This is a genomic window from Domibacillus indicus, assembly GCF_023715895.1.
Classification (GTDB): Bacteria; Bacillota; Bacilli; order Bacillales; family Domibacillaceae; genus Domibacillus; species Domibacillus indicus_A.
Genome location: NZ_JAMBOO010000137.1, coordinates 1 through 255 on the forward strand (window position 1 = coordinate 1; position 255 = coordinate 255).

The following is a 255-nucleotide window of genomic DNA, read 5'->3' on the forward strand; positions in this document are numbered from 1 at the left end:
CCGTGTCTCAGTCCCAGTGTGGCCGATCACCCTCTCAGGTCGGCTACGCATCGTCGCCTTGGTGAGCCGTTACCTCACCAACTAGCTAATGCGCCGCGGGTCCATCTGTAAGTGACAGCCGAAGCCGCCTTTCAATCAAGAGCCATGCAGCTCTTGATGTTATCCGGTATTAGCCCCGGTTTCCCGGAGTTATCCCAGTCTTACAGGCAGGTTACCCACGTGTTACTCACCCGTCCGCCGCTAACTTGAACAGAG

General features: G+C 56.9%; 1 rRNA gene. It reads right to left on the reverse strand.

The annotated features are described in order from the left end of the window. Positions 1-255: ribosomal RNA gene (locus M3221_RS27155) — 16S ribosomal RNA — on the reverse strand; the annotation flags it as partial.